We start from the raw sequence: 22,171 nt of genomic DNA on the forward strand, positions 1-22,171 counted from the left end.
CAATTATGGGAGAAAACTTTAATCAAAATCCAAATCAAGAAATAAATCCGAATGAGAAGGAATTTAAATTCACGAAGAACCACAGACGATTATTATATGGATCTGTGTTCCTAATGGCAACTTCTGCTATTGGCCCAGCATTCCTTACTCAAACAGCTGTATTTACAGCTGAGTTTTATGCTAGTTTTGCATTTGCAATATTAATTTCAATTATCATTGATATAGGCGCACAAATTAATATTTGGCGTGTCCTTGTAGTTACTGGTTTACGTGGACAAGAAGTGTCAAATAAAGTGATGCCTGGTTTAGGTACATTAATTTCAATATTGATTGCATTTGGGGGGCTTGCATTTAATATAGGTAATATTGCTGGTGCAGGCTTAGGCTTAAACGCTATGTTTGGATTAGATATCAAATGGGGTGCTGCAATTACAGCTATTTTCTCTATTTTAATTTTTGTTAGTAGAAGTGGTCAAAAGATCATGGACGTTGTTTCGATGATTTTAGGGGTTGTAATGATACTCGTAGTTGCATATGTTATGGTAGTTTCAAACCCGCCATATGGTGATGCATTAGTACACACATTCGCGCCAGAACAGCCGGTTAAATTAATTTTACCTATTATTACATTAGTCGGAGGTACTGTAGGGGGTTATATTACTTTCGCAGGTGCACATAGACTTTTAGATTCTGGTATGAAGGGTAAAGCGTTCTTACCATTTGTAAACCGCTCTGCAATTGCAGGTATATTAACAACAGGTATTATGAGAACTTTATTATTCTTAGCAGTATTAGGTGTAGTTGTAACTGGTGTAACTTTAAGTGCCGATAATCCACCTGCTTCAGTTTTTGAACATGCAATTGGACCGATTGGTAAGAATATTTTCGGTGTCGTTATCTTTGCAGCTGCCATGTCTTCTGTTATTGGCTCAGCATACACAAGTGCTACATTCTTAAGAACATTACATAAATCTTTATTAACTAAAAATAATCTAATTGTAATCGTCTTTATCGTAATTTCGACATTAATTTTCCTATTTATTGGTAAACCTATTAGTTTACTTATTATTGCTGGTGCAATTAATGGTTGGATTTTACCTATCACACTTGGAGCGATACTTATTGCAAGTCGTAAAAAAGATATTGTTGGAGATTATAAACATCCAACGTGGATGCTAATCTTTGGTATTGTAGCAGTTATTGTAACCATTGTAACAGGTATCTTCTCATTACAAGATTTAGCTGCACTTTGGAAAGGATAAATGGCTTTTATACGGTATAAGACATATAGCATTAGATTTGCTTAAAATTCTGGGTTATAGATTAATACTTTTATAAAAATATCTGATTAAATTCACTATGAAAAATTGAGCTGAGAAGTTAGTGGTAGTATGCTTTTCTCAATTTAAATTACACATAGGAAGGGTGAGATTTTGAATTCAAATTGAATTCCATCTCACTCTTTTTTTGTAGCATTTATTCTCTTTTTCACTTGTGAAATTTATAAAAAGAGATGAATGTGTAAGGAATTTATTATTTTAAATACGGAGTGATGAAACATTGTCGTGATGAATGAAATTATATGATAAAATAGCAATTGCTAAGATAAAGACTGAGGTGTAAATATGATAGGAATTATAGGAGCTATGGAAGAAGAAGTAGCTATTTTAAAAGATAAATTAACAGAGATGGATGAAATTTCTGTTGCACATGTTAAATTTTATAGAGGGAAATTAAATACAACAGAAGTTGTTTTAACGCAAAGTGGTATTGGTAAAGTGAATGCCGCTATTTCAACAACATTATTAATTGAGAAATTCAATCCTAGACTCATTATCAATACTGGATCTGCCGGTGCGCTAGATGAAAGCTTATCTGTAGGAGATATGTTGATTAGTAATGATGTAAAATATCATGATGTTGATGCAACTGCATTTGGTTACGAATTTGGACAAGTACCTCAAATGCCTTCTAAATTTGAGTCAAATCAAGAACTATTAAACTTAGCTGAACAAGTTATTAAACAACAAAATTATACTGCTAAAATAGGCCAAATTGTGAGTGGTGATAGTTTTATTGGAAGCGTTGAGCAACGTTTAACGATAAAACGACAATTTCCTAATGCTATGGCTGTTGAAATGGAGGCAACTGCAATTGCACAGACATGCTATCAATTTCATGTTCCATTTATCGTGACACGTGCAGTATCCGATTTAGCGAATGGTAAAGCAGATATATCTTTCGAGGAATTCCTCGGTAAAGCTGCTAAATCATCAAGTTCAATAGTTGAAGCATTAATTAAAGTTTTATAAATATTAATAAAGGTGATAAATAAATGGGACTAATAAAGAAATATTTTATGCCAAATGATTATGTTAAGTCTGTATTTCAAATCGATATTGAAAAATTAGCTAAGGCTGGTTTTAAAGGTATTATTACAGATTTAGATAATACATTAGTTGGGTGGGATGTAAAATCGCCAACTATAGAAATACAACAATGGTTTAAAAAAGCAAATGAATTAGGTATTACAATCACTATTGTATCTAATAATAATGAAGATAGAGTTTCAAGCTTTTCTAAAGACTTAAATGTAGATTTCATTTTTAGAGCAAGAAAACCTATGGGCAAAGCATTTAAAAAAGCTATCAAACAAATGAATATCAAACCTGAGGAAACCATTGTAATTGGAGACCAAATGTTAACGGATGTTTTTGGTGGTAATCGTAATGGCTTATATACAATTATGGTTGTGCCTGTGAAACGTACAGATGGATTTATTACTAAATTCAACCGTATTATTGAGCGTCGATTATTAAATTACTTTAAAAATAAAGGCTATATCACATGGGAGGAAAATTGATTGGATGACACATTAAAATGTATTGGATGCGGTGCACCACTTCAATCAGATGATAAAAGTGCACCTGGATATGTTCCAGAACATAACCTTTTTAGAGAGGACGTTATTTGTCAACGCTGTTTCAGATTAAAAAATTATAACGAAATTCAAGATGTCGGAATGGATAGTGAAGATTTTTTAAATTTACTCAATGAATTATCTGATCGACAAGGAATAATTGTGAATGTTGTTGACATTTTCGATTTTGAAGGTTCATTTATCAATGCCTTGAAACGAATTGTAGGCAATAAAAAAATAATATTAGCTGCTAATAAATTAGATCTTTTACCTAAGCAAATTAATAAACGTCGTGTAAAAGAGTGGCTCAAAAAAACTGCTAGAAAATATGGCTTAGAAGCTGACGACGTTATACTTATTTCTGCACAAAAAGGTTGGGGAATCGAAGATTTATTAGCATCGATTGATAAGCATAGACATAATCAAGATGTATATATTGTCGGTACTACGAATGTAGGTAAATCAACACTTATAAATAAATTGATTGAACAAAGTGTGGGCGAAAAAGATGTTGTAACCACTTCTAGATTTCCAGGAACTACATTAGATTTAATTGATATACCTTTAGATGAAAAAACATTCATGTACGATACGCCGGGTATTATTCAGTCTCATCAAATGACACACTATGTATCTGAGAAAGAATTGAAAATAATCGTACCTAAAAATGAAATAAAACAAAGAGTTTTTCAACTTAATGAAGGACAAACGTTATTCTTTGGTGGACTGTCTAGAATTGATTATGTATCAGGTGGAAAAAGACCACTCGTTTGTTATTTTTCAAATGATTTGAATATACATCGAACTAAAACGGAAAAGGCAAATGATTTATGGCGAAATCAAATTGGTAATGTTTTGACACCACCAAATAATCCTGACCACTTCGATATGAGTGATACAAAGGCTGTACGTCTTGAAACTGGTAAGGAAAAGAAAGACATAATGATATCAGGTCTAGGATTTATAACAATTGAAGCTGGTGCAAAAGTCATTGTACGCGTCCCTAAAAATGTTGATGTAATCCTAAGAAATTCAATAATGTAAGGTGGGTTATTTATGAAGTATGCAGTAATAGGTGATCCCGTATCGCATTCATTATCTCCAGTCATGCATCAAGTTAATTTTAAATCATTAAATATGGAAGACACATACGAAGCGTTGCATATTCCCACACAAGACTTCCATGATATTAGACAAATTATTGAAGATAACCATATTAATGGATTCAATGTTACGATTCCGCATAAGGAAAGAATTATTCCTTATCTGGATGAAATTGATGACCAAGCAAAAGCTGTTGGAGCTGTTAATACTGTGAAAATTATTAACAATAAATGGATAGGTTATAATACAGATGGTATTGGTTATGTGATGGGCTTGAAACAAGTTTATCCCGATTTAGAAAATGCTTATGTTTTAATCCTTGGTGCTGGTGGTGCTAGTAAGGGAATTGCAAATGAACTCAGTAAAATTGTACAACCAAAATTAACAATCGCTAACAGAACAATGCGTAGATTTGAGACGTGGGATATGGATATTAATCCAATTTCATTAGAACAAGCAGAACAATATTTAGATGAATTTGATATTATAATCAATACGACATCTGCTGGATTAAATAATAACGATGATATGGTTATTAGCTTAGATAATTTGTCATCAAGTACACTCGTTAGTGATATTATTTATATTCCATATAAGACTAAATTTTTAAAAGAAGCAGAACTTAAAGGCAATACGGTTTATAATGGCCTGGATATGTTCATAAACCAAGGCGCTGAAAGTTTTAAAATTTGGACCGGCAAACAGCCTAATATACTAGAAATGAAATACGCAGTACTAAACAAATTAAAAGGAGTTTAATATGTTAACAGGAAAACAAAAAAGATATTTAAGAAGTTTAGCTCACAATATAGACCCTATTTTTCAAATTGGTAAAGCAGGCATTAATGACAATATGATTGCTCAAATTGATGATACACTTGAAAATCGCGAGTTAATTAAAATACATGTGTTACAAAATAACTTTGATGATAAAAATGAATTAGCGTCAACATTAAGTGATGCAACTAATAGTGAAGTTGTTCAAGTGATTGGTTCGATGATTGTCATTTATAGAGAATCAGTTGATAATAAAGAAATCACATTACCGTAAATGATGAATAAAAAATCAATAGTGCTTTATGGTGGTCAATTCAACCCAATCCACACTGCACACTTGTTAGTTGCAAATGAAGTCTATCATCAACTTAAACCTGACAAATTTTATTTTTTACCAAGTTATATGGCACCATTGAAAACGCATGATGACTATTTAGATGCTAAATATCGAATCAAAATGATACAACTTGCTATAGAAGAATTAGGTTTTGGTGAAATATGTGAAATTGAACTTGAGAGAAAAGGTCAAAGTTACACTTATGAAACGCTAAAAGATATCGTTAATAATGAAAAAGATGCGAATATCTATTTCATTATCGGAACAGATCAGTATAAACAATTAGATAAATGGTATAAAATTGAAAAGTTAAAACAACTCATTACATTTGTAATTGTGAACAGAGATGTTAATTATCAAGAGGTCGACGAATCAATGATATCGGTTAATATACCGCGAATGGATATTAGTTCATCATTGATTCGAAATCGTGTAAAAAATAAACAACCAATAAATATCTTGGTTCCTCGTAGTATTCACGACTATATAAGAGAGGAAGGATTTTATGAAAATTGATAAAGCGATTGAACTCGTTAAAGATAAACTACCGGAGAAACGTTTTAAGCACTCATTGAGAGTAGCTGAAACCGCAGTAAAACTTGCAGAAATTTATGATGGTGATAAAGATAAAGCTAACTTAGCGGGTGTATTGCATGATTATTGCAAGTATGATGACCTAAGCACAATGTACCAAATTGTAAGACAACACGATTTAGATAGTGAACTATTAAGTTATGGTGGAGAAATCTTACACGGACCAGTCTGTGCTGCTCTCATGCAATCAGAATTTGGTATTGAAGACGAGGAAGTGCTTCTTGCAATCAAGAATCACACTACAGGTCGAAAAGAAATGACTAAAACTGAAAAACTTGTGTTTATTGCTGATTATATCGAGCCTGGAAGAAAAACCCCAGGAGTTGAAGAAATTAGAGATATGGCATACAATCAAGGTAGCTTAGATAAAACAATTTATGAAATTTCTAAGCGAACAGTACTGTTCCTAATTAGTAAGGATATAACTGTTTATGGCACAACGATTTCATGTTTAAACTATTATAATTATAGTGATCAAAGGATAAAGGATGATTAAATGAATTCAGAAGAATTATTAAATATTGCTGTCGATGCGACAGAAAATAAAAAAGCAGAAGATATTGTTTCTCTTAATATGAAAGGTATCAGTGACATGACAGATTATTTCGTTGTTTGTCACGGTAATAATGAGCGTCAAGTTCAATCAATTGCTAGAGCAGTAAAAGAGGCAGCACATGAACAAGCTATTGATGTGAAACGTATGGAAGGGTATCAAAGTGCTAGATGGGTGTTAATTGATTTAGCAGATGTTGTGGTCCACATCTTCCATAAAGATGAACGTAATTATTATAATATTGAGAAGCTATATCAAGATGCGCCAATAGAATCATATGGGCAGGTTGCGTATTAGATGGCTCAATATGGTGAGATGAGCTTAGTTTATGATCAACTTACGCAAGATCAACCTTATGACAAGTGGTTTGAAATCGTGAACCATTATACGCAAGATCTCAGTCATAAGCCGAAAATCCTTGATATCGGTTGTGGAACTGGCAGTTTAACTGCTCAACTAAGTACTATTGGTTCGGTTACAGGAATGGATTTAAGCTCAGAGATGCTCTCCATTGCTGCTAATAAATCTAATCAAGTAACATGGTTAGAAGGCGATATGACCGATTTTTCATTCAATACTAAATTTGATGTAATAACAATATTTTGTGATTCACTGAATTATTTACCTGATATCAAAGATGTAAATGAAACATTTATCAATGTTTTTAATCATCTATCAGAAACTGGTGTTTTTATATTTGATGTCCATACTATTCAAAAGATGAATACGTTGTTTCATAATCAATGTTACATTGATGAAAATGAGTCAATCTTTTTAGCATGGGAAGCTATTGTCGGTGATGAACCTTATAGTGTGTATCACGACATGAGTTTCTTTGTAAAAAATACTGATGATACTTATCAGCGATTTGATGAATCGCACTATCAAAGAACCTTTGAAAAAGATACTTACATTAGTTTATTAAAGACAATTGGATTTAAAGCATTCGAAACATTTATCGACTTTAATCGCAATAATCACGATGAAAACGGCGATCGTTTATTTATCGTAGCTTATAAATAAATAAAGTAAACTCATCTCCTTAAACGTTTATATATATAAGGAGATGAGTTTTTTGTTTAAAAATAAAATAGAATTATTGGCATTTATCAAGCAATGGAAATTTCAACTGATGATCACTTTGACCATTATAATAGCTATCGCATGTATACTAATGTTTCTTAAACCTGTTAAGGAAACAAGCAATGACATGCCAATCGTTTCATCGCAAAACAATTCAAAAGAAAAAAATAATACACGTCAATCATCTAGACAAATTAATGATGCAACTAAGAAAGATGAGTTGAATACTGGTATTGATGAAAATAAAACGGTAATTGTAGATATTAAAGGCGCTGTTGAGCACCCTGATGTATATAAAATGAAAGGATCAGATAGAATTAAAGATGTATTGGAAAAAGCTAAATTACAAAAAGATGCTGATTTGACACAAGTCAATTTATCTGAAAAATTAACAGATCAAAAATTGATTTACATACCATCTACCAGTGAAATGAAAAATACTATAGCACATAGTGATGATAATAATAAGCGTAGTAATACAAAACCTTTAAATTCATTAACTACTGACAAAATAAATTTGAATACTGCGAGTGAAACTGATTTGCTAAAGATCCCAGGAGTAGGACCGACAAAAGTCAAAGAAATTTTAGATTACAGGGCAAAGAATAACCAGTTTCATTCAATAGAAGATTTAAAAAATATCAAAGGCATCGGTGACAAAACTTTCGAAAAGATTAAGGATTATATTACAATCTAACTTTGTTGATTGGCTTAAATATAAAGATATTCTATAATAATGATAATAAATTTGAATCGGAGTGAATTTAATGGAAAGATTAAAATGGGACGAATATTTCATGGCGCAAAGCCATTTACTAGCTCTAAGATCAACTTGCCAAAGATTGTCAGTAGGGGCAACGATAGTAAAAGACAATAGAATTATAGCAGGGGGATATAATGGATCTGTTGCAGGTGAGGTGCATTGTATTGATGAAGGATGTTTAATTGAAGATGGCCATTGTATCAGAACCATACATGCCGAAATGAACGCTTTATTACAATGTGCTAAGCAGGGTGTATCAACAGAGGGTGCTACTATCTATGTCACTCACTTTCCGTGTCTTAATTGCACAAAATCTATTATACAAGCAGGCATTAAACAAATATATTATGCTGAAGATTATCACAATCACGAATATGCGCTGCAATTATTAAACCAAGCTGGTATTGAATACAAAAAAATACCTTTTTCTGCTCGAAATGTGGCTCAATATTTAACTGACTAATATATGATTTATTTTGCATTGTCCTTTCTCATAGGTATTCTATGGATACATTTAAAATTAATGTCGTGTTTGATTATTTTTTTATTAGTTATCATTTCAATACAAAGAAGAATTAAAATGCATCATATATTATTAATGATTATTTGTGTATTTTGTGGTGTGAGTTTTGAACATTTTCACAATCAAAACAGTGTAAGTAAAGATGATTTCTTCAAGATAAACCCTAACATATTTACCAAGGTCGAATTTGGATCTAATATCGAACGTCAAGGAAAGCAATTAAAAGGTAAATTTACTATCAAAGATCAATTGTACGTCTTTCACTTAAATACCAATCAATTAAGTGAAAAAGACATTGAAAATAAATCATGTGTTATTAAAGGTAAAATTGTTAATGTTTTAAATCACACCCCTTATGTTTCTGTTAACAAAGTAGTCACGAATACGTGCCAAATCACAAAAAATTCAAATGTATTTGAAAAGCATTCGTCGTATATTACTCAAAAATTGACTCACTCAAGCCTATCGCATCCTGAATATATTACTGCTTTAATTAGTGGTGATATTCATGGCATTAGTACTGAATTTATTGATAAGGTCAAAGACATAGGCATTTATCATTTATTAGCAGTGAGTGGGTCGCATATTGCTACTATTTCTTATCTTATATATCAACCTCTAGTTAGACTTAATATACCCAAAGTGATTATTAACGGTTTAATTATCATATTTCTAATTATATTCGCATATTATACCGATTTTGCACCAAGTGCATTGAGAGCAATTTTAGCTACAATAACCGTCATTCTCATTTCTAATAAGTCTAAAATGTCGACCATTGATATTTTAGGTCTAATCTTTATCATTATGATTTTAATAACACCTGACTATTTGTATGATATAGGCTTTCAATTTTCATTTATTATTTCATTTTTTATTCTAGTTTCCTTTCCACTTATAAGACAGTTATCTTTTTTTAATAATATTATTATCCTTACTTTAATAGCTCAGCTTTCTTCTTCAATCATTTCAATTTTTCATTTTAATCAATTGCAATGGATAGGCTTATTTTCTAATATACTATTTGTTCCTCTATATAGTTTTATTATTTTCCCATTAGCAATATTATTATTTTTTACTTATCATTTTGTTAATGATATACCTTTATTTAGTGCAATATTCAATAAAATATATATCTTACACGATAATCTCTTAGAATTATTTTTGAAATTTAAATTTTATCAAGTTTTTATTGCACCAAAATCATCTTTTGAATATGTGCTTTTTGTAGTATTGATAATACTAATATTCATCTTTTTATGCCATAAAAAAATAAAATCACTCGTATTACTATGTGTCTTGTTTATATCTTTATGCGTTTTTAATATCCAACCTAACACGAGTACAATTACTTTTTTTAATGTTGGGCAAGGGGATAGTTTAATATTTCAAACAAGCATGAAAGAAACTGTTATGGTTGATACTGGTGGCAAGGAAATTAGAGACGGTACGATAGATAATCATAATATAGCCAAATATCATATTTTACCTACATTAAAACGTAAAAGGATTACCTCAATAGATCATTTAATTATTACGCATCCACATGCAGACCATATTGGCGAGCTTCCTTACATCGTTCAACACATAAGAATCAAAAAGTTATATATTCATGTATATAGCTATTCAAAAGTAGAACTAACAAGACTCATACGTTTGTGTAAAAATAACAATATCCAATTAGTAGATGCTAAAGAAATAGATTCTATCCAATTCAATAACGGTAAAATTTCATTCCTTCACGGAGATATTTCTTCAAGTGATGATAAAAATGAGCATAGCATTATCTTACTTATTGAATATCAAAACTACAAAATGATTTTATTGGGTGACGCTACGAAAAATAATGAAGCTAAATTGATGAAATTATATCAACTTCCCACCGTTGATATATTGAAAGTAGGACATCACGGAAGTAAAACAAGTAGTTCGGAAGTATTTATAAAGTCTATTAAACCGACTATTAGTATTATTTCAAGTGGTAAAAACAATAAATATCATTTGCCAAATAAAGAAACGTTGCAGACGTTAACATCGGTAAACAGTAAAATTTTGAACACTCAAGACCTTGGAGAAATAACAATAGATTTGGATCACAATATGAATATTACATCTAATCAAATTGATTGAACTGGTGACGCTTTACCCAAGCATGATATAATTATCAATGTTTGATATTTTAAAAGGGAGTTCACAATTATGACAAACAATATTATGGCTATATATGGTGAAGTGCCTGAATTAGTAGAAAAGAAAAGTAATGAACTGACAAATGCATTCTTAAATGAGGACAGAGATGACTTTAATTTTATAAAATTTAACCTTTATGAAACAAATATTTCGACAATTATTGAAGAAGCCTTAACAATGCCATTTATATCTGAAAAGAAAGCAATTGTTGTTAAAAATTCATTTATATTTACTGGCGAAAAAGTTAATAAAGATTTACAGCCGAACAATGAGCAAGTTATAGAATTTTTAGAGAAGTATGATGGTGATAATTTAGTCATTTTTGAAATCTATAGTAATAAATTAGATGAAAGAAAGAAATTAACTAAATCATTAAAAAAGACCAGTAAGCTAACCAAAGTAGAACAAATGTCAGAACAAGAAATTAAATCCTGGATTCAAAATCAACTACATGAGAATTTCAAAGATATAAAGCAAGATGCGCTAAACCTATTTATTGAATTAACTGGTGTGAATTTCAATATCGTTTCTCAAGAGCTAGATAAACTCATTTTATTCTTAGGTGATAGATCTACTATTAATAAAAATGATGTAGGTTTAATTATTAACAGAAGCTTAGAACAAAATGTTTTTCTATTAACAGAATATATTCAAAAAAATGAAAAAGACAAAGCTATACAACTTGTAAAAGATTTAATCGTTATGAAAGAGGAACCCATTAAATTACTTGCACTTATTACAAGTAATTATAGATTGTATTACCAATGTAAAATATTAGCTCAAAAAGGGTATAGTGGGCAACAGATTGCTAAAACAATTAATGTGCATCCATATAGAGTTAAGTTAGCATTAAACCAAGTCCGTTATTATGAGTTAAAAGAATTATTAAATATAATAGATAACTGCGCAGAAACAGATTACAAACTAAAGTCGTCATATATGGACAAACAACTAATACTTGAGTTATTTATTCTATCCCTTTAAATTTGTAATCAATCCCTAGTTATATATTTAAATGCAAAAAAGCACGGAACATAGTTCCGCGCTTTTTTACACATTATTTACTTGATGACATTAATTGTGATTTAATGCGATCAGCTTTGTTTGAGTGAATTAAGTTACTTTGTGAAGCTTTATCAACTGATTTGATTGCGAAGTTAACTAATTCAGCTTTGTTATCAGCGTTATTGTTGATTGCTGTTTTAGCATTTTTCACAGCAGTACGCATAGCGTTTTTTTGTGAAATATTACGAGCTTCTGCGTTTTCAGTTGTTTTAACACGTTTAATAGCAGATTTAATATTTGGCATTACTGTCACCTCCTAAAAGTGATCTTAAGCATATCAAATTTTATTTTGATTACAACAAGAAATATTTTATCAAAACTAACATATTTGTGCAATCATTAATTAAATATAGCATAATTAAAATCTCAATTAAATCATAATTACTGTTGGAATGCGCACTTTAACACTTTATAATTAGGATATATTCTATAATTATATACGAATAACGCAAGTGATTTTATAATCACGTTTTAACATTTAATAGTAAGGATACGTTTGCAATTAATCATTAAAAACGATATCATATCAAAGATGTATACATATACGGGCTAATTTTATGAAAGCGAGAATGATAGGCTATGGATATGCAAGAACGCTATAACAGAAGAGAAAATATACGAAATTTTTCTATTATTGCTCATATTGATCATGGTAAATCAACATTAGCAGATAGAATATTAGAAAATACTAAATCTGTAGAAACAAGAGAAATGCAAGATCAATTATTAGATTCAATGGATCTTGAAAGAGAACGTGGTATTACAATCAAATTAAATGCCGTACGATTAAAATATGAAGCTAGTGATGGACAAACTTATACTTTCCATTTAATTGATACACCTGGACACGTAGACTTTTCATATGAGGTCTCTAGATCCCTAGCTGCATGTGAAGGTGCAATTTTAGTAGTAGATGCAGCACAAGGTATTGAAGCACAAACATTGGCAAATGTGTATCTAGCACTTGATAACGATTTAGAATTATTACCAGTCGTTAACAAAATCGATCTCCCTGCTGCTGAACCTGAAAGGGTTAAACAAGAATTAGAAGATGTGATTGGTTTAGATCAAGATGATGTCGTACTTGCTAGTGCTAAATCAAATATTGGTATCGAAGATATTTTAGAGAAAATTGTAGAAGTAGTGCCACCACCTGAAGGTGATCCTAGTGCCCCATTAAAAGCTTTAATTTTCGATTCTGAATATGATCCTTATAGAGGCGTTATTTCATCAATTCGCGTGATGGAAGGCGTTGTTAAAGCTGGAGATAGAATTAAGATGATGGCAACAGGTAAAGAATTTGAAGTTAGTGAGGTAGGTATTAATACACCTAAACAATTACCTATTGAAGAACTAACTGTAGGTGATGTTGGTTATATTATTGCAAGTATCAAAAATGTCGATGATTCACGTGTAGGTGATACGATAACACATGCAAACAGACCAGCTGAAGCACCGCTAAAAGGATATAAAAAAATGAACCCAATGGTTTATTGCGGTTTGTTCCCAATTGAAAATAAAGACTATAATGATTTAAGAGAAGCTCTTGAAAAGTTACAATTAAATGATGCGTCATTAGAGTTTGAACCAGAATCTTCTCAAGCACTCGGTTTTGGTTTTAGAACTGGATTTTTAGGCATGCTTCACATGGAAATCATTCAAGAGCGCATTGAAAGAGAATTTGGCATTGAATTAATTGCTACTGCGCCATCAGTTATTTATCAATGTGTAATGAAAGATGGTTCAGAAGTCACAGTAGATAATCCCGCACAAATGCCAGAAAGAGACAAAATTGATGCGATTTATGAACCTTATGTGAAAGCAACCATGATGGTTCCAAATGACTATGTAGGAGCAGTAATGGAATTGTGTCAACGTAAACGTGGTCAATTTATTAATATGGATTATTTAGATGATATTCGAGTGAATATCGTTTATGAAATACCACTTTCTGAAGTTGTTTTTGATTTCTTTGATCAACTTAAATCTAATACTAAAGGATACGCTTCGTTTGATTATGAGTTTATTGAAAATAAAGAAAGTAATTTAGTGAAGATGGATATTTTATTAAATGGTGATAAAGTAGATGCATTAAGCTTTATCGTTCATAAAGATTTCGCTTATGAACGAGGCAAAGCATTAGTTGAAAAATTAAAAACGCTTATTCCGCGTCAACAATTTGAAGTTCCAGTCCAAGCTGCAATTGGACAAAAAATCGTTGCAAGAACTAATATTAAATCAATGGGTAAAAATGTTTTATCTAAATGTTATGGCGGGGATATTAGTCGTAAGCGTAAATTACTTGAAAAACAAAAAGCAGGTAAAGCGAAAATGAAAGCAGTTGGTAGTGTTGAAATTCCACAAGATGCATTCCTAGCTGTACTAAAAATGGATGATGAATAGAACATAAAAGAGGTCGAGACGAATATAAATTGGTAGATACCATAACAATAATGAATATTATTGATAAAGAAACTACTAACTTATATTACTAAGTCTCAATCTCTTTTTTTAAGTTATAGAAGGGGTGTAACATTGGAAGTTAAAAGTGCGTATATACACATACCTTTTTGTGTCAGAATTTGTACTTATTGTGATTTTAATAAATATTATATTGATAAACAGCCAGTAGATGAATATTTATCCGCATTAATAAAAGAAATGTCGTTTAGTAAAACAAAACAACTTGAGACAATGTACGTTGGAGGAGGTACGCCAACAGCACTGAATGACATGCAACTTGAAAGATTATTACAAGCTATTACTTCAACTTTTTCAATCAATGGAGAGTTCAGTTTTGAAGCAAATCCAGATGAACTAACTTTTAATAAAGTAAAGTTACTTAAACAGTATGGTGTTAATCGTATTTCAATGGGTGTTCAAACATTTAAACCAGAGCTATTAAAAATATTAGGCCGAACACATCATACTCAAGATATCTACAATGCAGTAAATAATGCTAGGAAAGCTGGTATCAACTCTATAAGCCTTGATTTAATGTATCATTTGCCTGAACAAACGATAGAGGATTTTGCAGACAGTTTAAATCAAGCAATCAATATGGATATTGACCATATTTCAAGTTACGGTTTAATACTTGAACCTAAGACACAATTTTATAATATGTATCGAAAAGGGAAACTAAAATTACCAAATGAAGATTTAGGTGCTGAAATGTACCAATATCTAATGAAAGCATTAAGTCAAACTGACTTTAAGCAATATGAAATTTCTAACTTTGCTAAAACGAATCATGAATCTGAACATAATAAAGTGTATTGGTTAAACGAAGAATATTACGGTTTTGGAGCAGGTGCAAGTGGATACGTTGAAGGCGAACGCTATACAAATTTAAATCCGGTTCAACATTATATTAATGCAATTAATGATGGCAAACGGCCCATACTAACTTCTAATCGACCAACCTTGAATGAAAAGATGGAAGAAGAAATGTTTTTAGGTCTGAGAATGAATCAAGGTGTAAATCGCGAACGTTTCGAGTTGAAATTTGGTCAATCACTTGATGCAATATTTGGAGAAACGGTTAAAGATTTAAAATCAAGACACCTTCTAATTGAAACGAATGGAAATATCTCACTTAGCCCAAGAGGAAAGGTTATAGGAAACGAAGTATTTGAGGCTTTCTTACTAAACTAATAAAAAATTAAAAAAGTAAGGCTTTAACGTTGACTTACTTTGACCAATTTGATAAATTATAATTAGCACTTAGGACAAAAGAGTGCTAATGAGGTGAAAACATGATTACACAAAGACAATTAAGCATTTTAAATGCAATTGTTGAAGATTATGTTGATTTAGGACAACCTATAGGTTCTAAAGCTTTAATTGATAGACATCATTTAGATGTCAGTCCTGCAACAATAAGGAATGAGATGAAGCAACTTGAAGATTTGAACTTTTTAGAGAAGACGCATTCTTCTTCAGGGCGTTCACCTTCCGAAGAAGGGTTTAGACTTTATGTCGATCAATTGTTAAAACAAACCTCTCGTCAAAACAAAAATAAAATACAACGTTTAAATCAACTTTTGATTGAGAATCACTATGATATTTCTTCAGCATTAAGTTACTTTGCAAATGAGTTATCAATGAAATCTCATTATGCAACATTAGTTGTTCGTCCAAAACATAGTGAAGAAATGATTAATAATGTTCATTTAATTAAGGCAAATGATTCAATCATGATTTTAGTAATTATTTATAATTCTGGTCATGTTGAGCATTTTCACTTGAATTCTTCACTTGAGTTATCATCCGATAGATTAATCGCCATTTCTAATTTTATTAGTAATAATAATATAGAAATAAGCGCTAAACTATCAGATAAAATTCGTTCTTTCGCCAACTCAAATGAAGAAAATCAATTCATTAATGACATTGTTAAGATGATAAATTCTCATATTAGCAAACAAAGTAATAGCATTTTCTTAGGTGGAAAGGTTAAACTAATTGATGCGTTAAATGAATCTAATGTTTCGTCAATTCAACCAATTTTGCAATATCTAGAATCTGAAAGAATCACTGAATTACTACAGACAATTTCAACTAATGATATTAACGTTAAGATTGGAAAAGAGATTGATGAAAGCCTTAGTGATATATCAATTGTAACGAGTCAATATCACTTCGACAATTCATTGAAAGGTCAAATTGCGGTTATTGGACCTACAGCAATGCGTTATCAGAATGTGATTCAATTACTTAACCAAATATGGTGATTTTAATTGTAATTATATTGGAGGGTAAAAAATGACAGAAAAAGATGAATCAGTAAAAAGTAATTCTGAATATACTGAAGAACAAGAAGTAAAGAATGAAGAAACATCAACAGTTGAAAATGTTGAAGATACTACTTCTGATAGTGATAATTCATCTAACGACAGTTCGAACGAAGAAAGTTCTGAAGAAACTGCAGTTGATCCTAAAGATGAAGAAATTCAGCAATTACAATTAAAAGCTAATGAAAATGAAGAAAAATATTTAAGATTATACGCTGAATTCGAAAATTATAAAAGACGAATTCAGAAAGAAAATGAAACAAATAAAACTTATCAATCTCAACGTGTTTTAACGGATATTTTACCAACGATTGATAATATTGAACGCGCACTACAAATTGAAGGTGATGATGAATCATTTAAATCACTTCAAAAAGGTGTTCAAATGGTACACGAAAGTTTACTAAGAGCACTTAAAGATAATGGTTTAGAAGAAATTGAAACAGAAGGTCAAGCTTTTGACCCTAACTTCCACCAAGCAGTAGTTCAAGATGATAATCCAGATTTCAAATCTGGTGATATTACTCAAGAATTACAAAAAGGTTATAAGTTAAAAGATAGAGTATTAAGACCATCAATGGTAAAAGTAAATCAATAAATTGACGAAAATACCATTTATTAAATTTTTAAAATTGGAGGAATTTTATTATGAGTAAAGTAATCGGTATTGACTTAGGTACAACAAATTCATGTGTAGCTGTATTAGAAGGCGATGAACCAAAAGTAATTCAAAACCCAGAAGGTGCTAGAACAACACCATCAGTTGTAGCATTTAAAAATGGTGAAACACAAGTTGGTGAAGTAGCAAAACGTCAAGCTATCACTAATCCAAATACTGTTCAATCAATTAAACGTCATATGGGTACTGACTATAAAGTAGATATTGAAGGTAAATCTTATACACCTCAAGAAATTTCAGCTATGGTATTACAAAACCTTAAAAACACTGCTGAAAGTTATTTAGGAGATAAAGTAGATAAAGCTGTTATTACAGTTCCTGCATATTTCAATGATGCTGAACGTCAAGCAACTAAAGATGCTGGTAAAATTGCTGGTTTAGAAGTTGAACGTATTATTAACGAACCTACTGCTGCAGCATTAGCATATGGTTTAGATAAAACTGATCAAGACCAAAAAGTATTAGTATTCGACTTAGGTGGCGGTACGTTTGACGTATCTATCCTTGAATTAGGTGACGGTGTATTCGAAGTACTATCAACTGCTGGTGATAATAAACTTGGCGGTGATGACTTTGACCAAGTAATTATTGACTACCTAGTGTCTGAATTCAAAAAAGAAAATGGCGTAGATTTATCTCAAGATAAAATGGCATTACAACGTTTGAAAGACGCTGCTGAAAAAGCTAAAAAAGACTTATCTGGCGTTTCACAAACTCAAATTTCATTACCATTTATTTCAGCTGGTGAAAGTGGTCCATTACATTTAGAAATTAGTCTTACTCGTTCTAAATTTGAAGAATTAGCTGATTCATTAATCAGAAGAACTATGGAACCAACTCGTCAAGCATTAAAAGACGCTGGTTTATCAACTTCTGAAATTGATGAAGTTATTCTTGTTGGTGGTTCAACACGTATTCCAGCAGTTCAAGAAGCTGTTAAAAAAGAAATCGGTAAAGATCCTCATAAAGGTGTAAACCCAGACGAAGTTGTAGCAATGGGTGCTGCAATTCAAGGTGGCGTTATCACTGGTGATGTTAAAGATGTTGTATTATTAGACGTAACACCATTATCATTAGGTATTGAAATTATGGGTGGACGTATGAATACGTTAATTGAACGTAATACTACAATCCCAACTTCAAAATCTCAAGTTTATTCAACTGCAGCTGATAACCAACCAGCAGTAGATATTCACGTATTACAAGGTGAACGTCCAATGGCAGCTGATAACAAAACATTAGGAAGATTCCAATTAACTGATATTCCACCAGCTCCACGTGGTGTTCCACAAATCGAAGTAACATTTGATATTGATAAAAATGGTATCGTAAATGTTACTGCGAAAGACTTAGGTACTAATAAAGAACAAAATATTACTATTCAATCAAGCTCTGCGCTTTCTGATGAAGAAATCGATCGTATGGTTAAAGATGCCGAAGAAAACGCTGAAGCAGATAAAAAACGTCGTGAAGAAGTAGATTTAAGAAATGAAGCAGATAGCTTAGTATTCCAAGTTGAAAAAACAATTACTGACCTTGGCGACAATATTAGTGAAGAAGATAAATCTAATGCGGAAAGCAAAAAAGATGCTTTAAAATCTGCGCTTGAAGGACAAGACATCGAAGATATTAAAGCGAAAAAAGAAGAACTTGAAAAAGTAATTCAAGATTTATCAGCAAAAGTATATCAACAAGCTCAACAAGCTCAACAACAAGCACAAGATGGTGCTCAACAAACTCAAAACGATAGTAATGTTGAAGATGCTGAATTTAAAGAAGTTAAAGATGATGAAGATAAAAAATAATTGCTAAGCGTTTATAGTGTATGCTTATATTAGCAAACTATTATGAATGTGAGCCAAAAAGTCAAAGTCAATTGAACATTGGCTTTGACTTTTTCTTTTATAACTTCGTTCTTTCAAACATATTAAATAATTAAGTTAAGGAGAGATGGTCGTGGCTAAAAGAGACTATTATGAAGTCTTAGGTGTAAGTAAAAGCGCATCTAAAGATGAAATCAAAAAAGCATATCGCAAATTATCAAAAAAATATCACCCTGATATCAATAAAGAAGAGGGTGCAGATGAAAAATTCAAAGAGATTTCAGAAGCTTACGAAGTTCTAAGCGACGATAATAAAAGAGCAAATTATGACCAATTTGGCCATGATGGACCTCAAGGTGGTTTTGGTGGCCAAGGATTTAGCGGCCAAGACTTTAGTGGATTTGGCGGAGGTGGATTTGAAGACATCTTCAGCTCATTCTTTGGTGGTTCACGTCAAAGAGATCCTAATGCACCTAGAAAAGGTGACGATTTACAATATACGATGACTCTAGAATTTGAAGAAGCTGTCTTCGGAACTAAGAAAGAAATCTCAATTCGTAAAGATGTGACATGCCATACATGTAATGGTGATGGTGCTAAACCAGGTACTAGTAAAAAAACATGTAGTTATTGTAACGGCGCAGGTCACGTATCAGTAGAACAAAATACAATTTTAGGCCGTGTACGCACGCAACAAACATGTCCAAAATGTGATGGAACAGGTCAAGAATTCGAAGAACCATGTCCAACTTGTCATGGTAAAGGTACCGAAAATAAAACAGTTAAATTAGAAGTAACTGTACCTGAAGGTGTAGATAATGACCAACAAATCAGACTTGCCGGTGAAGGAACACCAGGAGAAAACGGCGGACCTCATGGTGACTTATATGTCGTATTTAGAGTAAAACCGTCTGACAAATTTGAACGTGATGGTGACGATCTTTATTACAAACTTAATGTTAGTTTCCCACAAGCAGCACTTGGTGATGAAATAAAAGTTCCTACACTTAACGGAAACGTAATGTTAACTATTCCTTCTAGCACTCAAACTGGTAAGCAATTCCGCTTAAAAGATAAAGGTGTTAAAAATGTTCATGGATATGGTCATGGTGATTTATTTGTTAATATTAAAGTAGTTACACCTACAAAATTAACAGATAGACAAAAAGAAATTATGAGAGAGTTTGCTGAATTAAATGGTGAGTCAATTGAAGAACAACCATCTAATTTTAAAGATAGAGCACGCAAATTCTTTAAAGGAGAATAACTAAATGAACTGGACAGAACTTTCGATTGTTGTAAACCATGAAGTTGAACCTTTAGTTACTGATATATTAGAAAATTATGGATCAAACGGCGTTGTAATTGAAGATTCTAATGATTTAATTAATCAGCCTGCCGATAAATTCGGTGAAATATATGAACTGAAACAAGAAGATTATCCTGAAAAAGGTGTTCGATTAAAGGCTTATTTCAACGAATTAAAGTTTGATGAATCTCTAAGAAATAAAATTGAAACAGATGTTACAAAACTTGAAAATATTGATTCATCTGTATTGGATTTTTCTGAGAAAACAATAGCTGAAGTAGATTGGGAAAATGAATGGAAAAATTATTTCCATCCCTTTAGAGCATCAGAAAAATTCACAATTGTTCCAAGTTGGGAACAATACACTAAAGAAGATACTTCTGAAATGTGTATTGAATTAGACCCAGGCATGGCATTTGGAACTGGAGATCATCCAACAACAAGCATGTGTCTTAAAGCAATTGAAACCTACGTTAAACCAGAGCATTCCGTTATTGATGTTGGAACAGGTTCAGGTATTTTAAGTATTGCCAGTCACTTACTTGGCGTAAAACGGATTAAAGCTCTGGATATTGATGAGTTAGCTGTTAACGTTGCTAAAGAAAACTTTGCTAAAAATCATTGTGAAGATGCAATTGAAGCTGTACCAGGAAACTTATTAAAAAATGAAACAGAAAAATTTGATATTGTTATTGCAAACATTTTAGCTCATATTATTGAAGATATGATTGAAGATGCTTATAATACTCTAAATGAAGATGGTTATTTTATAACATCAGGAATTATAGAGGAAAAGCATGAACAAATATTAAATCAAATGGAAGATGTAGGATTTGATATTATATCAGTAAATCATGACAATGGTTGGGTATGTATTGTAGGTCAGAAAGTGAGTGAATAATTTGCAAAGATACTTTATCGATCAAAACGCTGATGACAGTCAGCGTTTTTTTATAACAAATAAGGAAGATATACATCATATTACTAATGTGATGAGAAATACAGTTGGTAACCAGATTATTGTAACGTTTAAAGATAAAACCGTGTTTAAATCGGAAATCATTACTGTTGAGAATGAATCAATTGAAATTAAATTGATTGAGCACATTGATATCAATTCAGAGTTACCTGTACAAGTTACTATATGTAGTGGCTTAATCAAAGCAGACAAATATGAATGGTTAATTCAAAAAGCAACAGAATTAGGTGCTGATAGTTTCATAGCTGTAGAAATGGACAGATCTGTAGTCAAACTTAATTCAAATAAAGTTCAAAAAAAATTAGAACGTTGGCAAAAGATAATTAAAGAAGCAGCTGAACAAAGCTACCGTTTAATTATTCCTAAAATCAATTTTAAGTCGAATTTAAATGAAATTTGTGATACTATAAATCATTATGACTATATTTTGTTAGCATATGAAGATGAAGCAAAACGTGGTGAAGTTAGTCTTTTTAAAGAAACCTTGAAAAAATTTAAGACTAACGATCGTATTTTATTAATATTTGGTCCTGAAGGTGGCTTTTCAGAGAAAGAAATCTCTTTGCTTAAAGAAACGAGTGTTAATGTTGGTTTAGGACCTCGAATTTTACGGGCAGAAACGGCGCCACTTTATGCTTTAAGTGCTATCAGTTATGAAAATGAATTAATGGGGTGA

23 protein-coding genes are annotated in these 22,171 nt (G+C 31.4%); 22 read left to right on the top strand and 1 reads right to left on the bottom strand.

Annotated elements, in window-relative coordinates:
- The first annotated feature begins 5 nt into the window (after window positions 1-5).
- The 14 genes from KA909_RS09845 to holA all read left to right on the top strand — a co-directional run bounded on the left by KA909_RS09845 (window position 6) and on the right by holA (window position 11,828).
- Window positions 6-1,262: an NRAMP family divalent metal transporter gene (locus tag KA909_RS09845; RefSeq protein WP_075108361.1), complete on the top strand. Its 1,257-nt coding sequence runs from the start codon at window positions 6-8 to the stop codon at window positions 1,260-1,262.
- Window positions 1,263-1,625: 363 nt separating this feature from the next.
- Window positions 1,626-2,312 carry a 5'-methylthioadenosine/S-adenosylhomocysteine nucleosidase gene (gene mtnN, locus KA909_RS09850; protein ID WP_193839270.1) on the top strand — a complete coding sequence of 229 codons (687 nt, stop codon included), beginning with the start codon at window positions 1,626-1,628 and terminating at the stop codon, window positions 2,310-2,312.
- Between the two features lie 23 nt (window positions 2,313-2,335).
- The gene (locus KA909_RS09855; protein WP_053029542.1) at window positions 2,336-2,863 is read left to right on the top strand and encodes a YqeG family HAD IIIA-type phosphatase; all 528 of its coding nucleotides are present in this window, start codon (window positions 2,336-2,338) and stop codon (window positions 2,861-2,863) included.
- Window positions 2,864-3,964, top strand: coding sequence for a ribosome biogenesis GTPase YqeH (yqeH, locus tag KA909_RS09860; RefSeq protein WP_075108364.1), 1,101 nt, complete (start codon window positions 2,864-2,866; stop codon window positions 3,962-3,964).
- 12 nt (window positions 3,965-3,976) lie between these two features.
- Window positions 3,977-4,783, top strand: coding sequence for a shikimate dehydrogenase (gene aroE, locus KA909_RS09865; protein WP_193839271.1), 807 nt, complete (start codon window positions 3,977-3,979; stop codon window positions 4,781-4,783).
- Window position 4,784: 1 nt separating this feature from the next.
- A complete protein-coding gene (yhbY, locus tag KA909_RS09870; protein ID WP_016930857.1) occupies window positions 4,785-5,075 on the top strand; it encodes a ribosome assembly RNA-binding protein YhbY in 291 nt (96 codons plus the stop codon).
- Window positions 5,076-5,654, top strand: coding sequence for a nicotinate-nucleotide adenylyltransferase (locus KA909_RS09875; protein ID WP_075108366.1), 579 nt, complete (start codon window positions 5,076-5,078; stop codon window positions 5,652-5,654). It begins immediately after the preceding gene.
- On the top strand, window positions 5,644-6,228 hold the full coding sequence (gene yqeK, locus KA909_RS09880) for a bis(5'-nucleosyl)-tetraphosphatase (symmetrical) YqeK (RefSeq protein ID WP_193839273.1): 585 nt from the start codon (window positions 5,644-5,646) through the stop codon (window positions 6,226-6,228). The genes KA909_RS09875 and yqeK overlap by 11 nt, the downstream gene beginning before the upstream one ends.
- Window positions 6,229-6,582: a ribosome silencing factor gene (gene rsfS / locus KA909_RS09885; RefSeq protein WP_053029538.1), complete on the top strand. Its 354-nt coding sequence runs from the start codon at window positions 6,229-6,231 to the stop codon at window positions 6,580-6,582.
- The gene (locus tag KA909_RS09890) at window positions 6,583-7,308 is read left to right on the top strand and encodes a class I SAM-dependent DNA methyltransferase (protein ID WP_075108369.1); all 726 of its coding nucleotides are present in this window, start codon (window positions 6,583-6,585) and stop codon (window positions 7,306-7,308) included.
- 52 nt (window positions 7,309-7,360) lie between these two features.
- The gene (locus tag KA909_RS09895) at window positions 7,361-8,065 is read left to right on the top strand and encodes a helix-hairpin-helix domain-containing protein (protein WP_193839274.1); all 705 of its coding nucleotides are present in this window, start codon (window positions 7,361-7,363) and stop codon (window positions 8,063-8,065) included.
- Window positions 8,066-8,135: 70 nt separating this feature from the next.
- A complete protein-coding gene (locus KA909_RS09900) occupies window positions 8,136-8,594 on the top strand; it encodes a ComE operon protein 2 (protein ID WP_075108371.1) in 459 nt (152 codons plus the stop codon).
- A gap of 117 nt (window positions 8,595-8,711) precedes the next feature.
- Window positions 8,712-10,784 carry a DNA internalization-related competence protein ComEC/Rec2 gene (locus KA909_RS09905; protein ID WP_245339375.1) on the top strand — a complete coding sequence of 691 codons (2,073 nt, stop codon included), beginning with the start codon at window positions 8,712-8,714 and terminating at the stop codon, window positions 10,782-10,784.
- A 69-nt stretch (window positions 10,785-10,853) separates the two neighbouring features.
- Window positions 10,854-11,828 (top strand): DNA polymerase III subunit delta, encoded by a 975-nt coding sequence (gene holA, locus KA909_RS09910; protein ID WP_075108373.1) that lies wholly within the window; start codon window positions 10,854-10,856, stop codon window positions 11,826-11,828.
- A 73-nt stretch (window positions 11,829-11,901) separates the two neighbouring features.
- Here holA and rpsT read toward each other — a convergent pair whose 3' ends face one another.
- Window positions 11,902-12,153 carry a 30S ribosomal protein S20 gene (gene rpsT, locus KA909_RS09915; RefSeq protein WP_053029533.1) on the bottom strand — a complete coding sequence of 84 codons (252 nt, stop codon included), beginning with the start codon at window positions 12,151-12,153 and terminating at the stop codon, window positions 11,902-11,904.
- Window positions 12,154-12,488: 335 nt separating this feature from the next.
- Here rpsT and lepA point away from each other — a divergent pair, with 335 nt between their 5' ends.
- The 8 genes from lepA (at window position 12,489) to KA909_RS09955 (ending at window position 22,171) form a co-directional block, all read left to right on the top strand.
- Window positions 12,489-14,312: a translation elongation factor 4 gene (lepA, locus tag KA909_RS09920; protein ID WP_070854947.1), complete on the top strand. Its 1,824-nt coding sequence runs from the start codon at window positions 12,489-12,491 to the stop codon at window positions 14,310-14,312.
- A 132-nt stretch (window positions 14,313-14,444) separates the two neighbouring features.
- On the top strand, window positions 14,445-15,566 hold the full coding sequence (gene hemW / locus KA909_RS09925) for a radical SAM family heme chaperone HemW (RefSeq protein ID WP_193839276.1): 1,122 nt from the start codon (window positions 14,445-14,447) through the stop codon (window positions 15,564-15,566).
- 101 nt (window positions 15,567-15,667) lie between these two features.
- Window positions 15,668-16,645 (top strand): heat-inducible transcriptional repressor HrcA, encoded by a 978-nt coding sequence (hrcA, locus tag KA909_RS09930; protein WP_075108699.1) that lies wholly within the window; start codon window positions 15,668-15,670, stop codon window positions 16,643-16,645.
- Between the two features lie 31 nt (window positions 16,646-16,676).
- A complete protein-coding gene (gene grpE, locus KA909_RS09935; RefSeq protein ID WP_053029529.1) occupies window positions 16,677-17,303 on the top strand; it encodes a nucleotide exchange factor GrpE in 627 nt (208 codons plus the stop codon).
- Window positions 17,304-17,353: 50 nt separating this feature from the next.
- Window positions 17,354-19,189, top strand: a complete 1,836-nt coding sequence (gene dnaK / locus KA909_RS09940; protein WP_053029528.1) for a molecular chaperone DnaK — start codon at window positions 17,354-17,356, stop codon at window positions 19,187-19,189.
- Between the two features lie 151 nt (window positions 19,190-19,340).
- A complete protein-coding gene (gene dnaJ, locus KA909_RS09945) occupies window positions 19,341-20,474 on the top strand; it encodes a molecular chaperone DnaJ (RefSeq protein ID WP_193839277.1) in 1,134 nt (377 codons plus the stop codon).
- Between the two features lie 4 nt (window positions 20,475-20,478).
- Window positions 20,479-21,417 (top strand): 50S ribosomal protein L11 methyltransferase, encoded by a 939-nt coding sequence (gene prmA, locus KA909_RS09950; RefSeq protein ID WP_193839278.1) that lies wholly within the window; start codon window positions 20,479-20,481, stop codon window positions 21,415-21,417.
- A gap of 1 nt (window position 21,418) precedes the next feature.
- The gene (locus tag KA909_RS09955; protein WP_053029525.1) at window positions 21,419-22,171 is read left to right on the top strand and encodes a 16S rRNA (uracil(1498)-N(3))-methyltransferase; all 753 of its coding nucleotides are present in this window, start codon (window positions 21,419-21,421) and stop codon (window positions 22,169-22,171) included.

The sequence above is a fragment of the Staphylococcus sp. GDX8P54P genome (genome assembly GCF_017893165.1).
GTDB lineage: Bacteria > Bacillota > Bacilli > Staphylococcales > Staphylococcaceae > Staphylococcus > Staphylococcus borealis.